The sequence below is a fragment of the Pseudomonas viridiflava genome (genome assembly GCF_001642795.1).
Lineage (GTDB): Bacteria > Pseudomonadota > Gammaproteobacteria > Pseudomonadales > Pseudomonadaceae > Aquipseudomonas > Aquipseudomonas viridiflava.
Genome location: NZ_LKEH01000019.1, coordinates 84,072 through 86,402 on the forward strand (window position 1 = coordinate 84,072; position 2,331 = coordinate 86,402).

The 2,331-nt window shown below is 56.8% G+C and carries 3 protein-coding genes; 1 reads left to right on the top strand and 2 read right to left on the bottom strand.

Annotated features, from left to right (window positions below; genetic code table 11):
• Positions 1-56: 56 nt before the first annotated feature.
• Together AO065_RS06685 and yejK are read right to left on the bottom strand one after the other, a co-directional pair.
• On the bottom strand, positions 57-407 hold the full coding sequence (locus AO065_RS06685) for a glutaredoxin family protein (RefSeq protein WP_004882928.1): 351 nt from the start codon (positions 405-407) through the stop codon (positions 57-59).
• A gap of 5 nt (positions 408-412) precedes the next feature.
• The gene (gene yejK / locus AO065_RS06690) at positions 413-1,414 is read right to left on the bottom strand and encodes a nucleoid-associated protein YejK (protein ID WP_004882927.1); all 1,002 of its coding nucleotides are present in this window, start codon (positions 1,412-1,414) and stop codon (positions 413-415) included.
• A gap of 394 nt (positions 1,415-1,808) precedes the next feature.
• On the opposite strand from yejK, the gene AO065_RS06695 reads away from it, so the two are divergent.
• Positions 1,809-2,090 (top strand): HU family DNA-binding protein, encoded by a 282-nt coding sequence (locus tag AO065_RS06695; protein WP_004882926.1) that lies wholly within the window; start codon positions 1,809-1,811, stop codon positions 2,088-2,090.
• The last annotated feature ends 241 nt before the right edge of the window (positions 2,091-2,331 follow it).

Here is a 2,331-nt window from a genome sequence, read left to right on the forward strand (position 1 = left end):
TACTGAATCCGCAGTCTGTGCCATGTGTGACGCGGAGCGATGGGCACGATCATCATCTATTTCAGCGCCGCCAGTATGTCCTCCGGTGCAAAGCCGCGAATAAGCGTCCCGTTGACGTCGATCAGCGGAATACCACGTCCGCCCAATGCTTCGTATGCCTTGCGACCTTCCTCGGATTTTTCGATGTCGTATTCCTGATAGGGAATACCCTTGCTGTCGAGAAAACGGCGGGTCTGTTTGCAGTAGCCGCACCACTCGGTGGCGTACATCACCACTTTTGCCTGGCTGTAGCTTTGCGCAACGCTCGCAGGCGGTGGATTGACGAAGTTCTCGATCGTGCCCCAGTTCTGATAGATCACCACCACCAGCATGATCAGGGCGACCTTCTTGAGCGTGCGCATCAGCATGTCGATTACCGCCGCTTCAGCTGATCGGTCAGTTGGGTCGGCAGGCCTTTGATGATCAGCGTGCCTGCCGTTTCGTCGTACTCGATCTTGTCGCCCAGCAGGTGCGCCTCGAAACTGATCGACAGGCCTTCGGCACGGCCGGTGAAGCGGCGGAACTGGTTGAGGGTGCGCTTATCCGCCGGGATCTCCGGGGACAGGCCGTAGTCCTTGTTGCGGATGTGGTCGTAGAACGCTCGCGGACGCTCTTCATCGATCAGTTCGGACAGTTCCTCCAAACCCATCGGTTCGCCCATTTTGCTCTGGCTGCTGGCGTAGTCGACCAGGGTCTTGGTCTTCTCGCGAGCGGAGTCCTCGGGCAGGTCTTCGCTTTCGACAAAGTCACTGAAGGCCTTGAGCAGGGTGCGGGTTTCGCCCGGCCCGTCGACGCCTTCCTGACAGCCGATGAAATCGCGGAAGTACTCCGAAACCTTTTTGCCGTTCTTGCCCTTGATAAAGGAGATGTACTGCTTGGATTGCTTGTTGTTCTGCCATTCCGAGATGTTGATGCGCGCCGCGAGGTGCAACTGACCCAGATCCAGGTGACGCGACGGGGTCACGTCCAGCTCGTCATTTACGGCCACGCCTTCGCTGTGGTGCAGCAGGGCGATGGCCATGTAGTCGGTCATGCCTTGCTGGTAATGAGCGAACAGAACGTGACCGCCGACCGACAGGTTGGACTCTTCCATCAGCTTCTGCAGGTGCTCCACGGCCACGCGGGAAAACGCGGTGAAGTCCTTGCCGCCCTCCAGGTATTCCTTCAGCCAGCCGCTGAAGGGGTGCGCCCCGGATTCGGCGTGGAACAGTCCCCATGCCTTGCCCTGTTTGGCGTTGTAGTTCTCGTTGAGGTCGGCCAGCATGTTCTCGATGGCCTGAGACTCAGCGAGTTCGGAGTCGCGTGCATGGAGAACAGCGGGCGTACCGTCGGGTTTCTTGTCGATCAGGTGGACGATGCAATGACGGATCGGCATGGGCTTCTCGGCTGAAAAAAGATGAAGAGCGTGCAGCTCGGTGCAAGGTCGTCAGTGTAACGCAGGCTTGCGTGCTATGGCCTTGAAGGGGCTGGTTTTCGCCGTACTGGCCCTGCAGCTGGTTAAATACTGCACAATTACTGTTAAAAGCTGACCAAAAGGATAGGTAGAGGCGGATATTTACCCGGCTCTGTGCTAGTTTTGCGCGGTCTTGCGCACCTTAGCGCGTCAAGCATGCAGATTGTGTACGCGTAGGCCGAACCAATATCCGGTTTCAGTATCTACATTTCGCGATTAATCGTGGCTGCTAGCGGGTGGCCAGGTTCATTGCCTGGCTACTGGCCGACGTTGCGCTCTGCAATCCAAATGAATTTGATAGGGAAGGAACACCACCATGGCTCTTACTAAAGACCAATTGATCGCCGATATCGCTGAAGCTATCGACGCGCCAAAAACCACAGCGCGTAATGCTCTTGAGCAATTGGGCCAAATCGTTGCCGACCAGTTGGAAAACGGCGCAGAAATCACCCTGCCAGGCATCGGCAAGCTGAAAGTCACCGAGCGTCCAGCTCGTACCGGCCGTAACCCTTCGACTGGCGCAGCCATCGAAATCGCTGCCAAGAAAGTCGTCAAGTTCGTACCAGCCAAAGTGCTGACCGACTCGATCAACAAGTAAGCACACGCTTGCTGTTGAAAAAGCCGTGCACCGGATAACCGGGCACGGCTTTTTTGTGGGCGTATGGAATGCATGGTTGATCGTTCTTGCGCCGCTGCGCTCATCGTTATATGCAAGTCATCTGGTTATCCAGTAAGGCAGCGGCACTCATGTGCTTTTGTAGCGCGGTAGTAAGAACACCGCAGATCGCGACGTGGGTGAAGGCTGAGTCCTGGCGCTGATTCGGGGGGCAATCGGCATG

Coding starts and splice junctions, on each gene's coding strand:
- yejK (WP_004882927.1), bottom strand. CDS start 1,414: ATGCCGATCCGTCATTGCATCGTCCACCTGATCGACAAGAAACCCGAC.
- AO065_RS06685 (WP_004882928.1), bottom strand. CDS start 407: ATGCTGATGCGCACGCTCAAGAAGGTCGCCCTGATCATGCTGGTGGTG.
- AO065_RS06695 (WP_004882926.1), top strand. CDS start 1,809: ATGGCTCTTACTAAAGACCAATTGATCGCCGATATCGCTGAAGCTATC.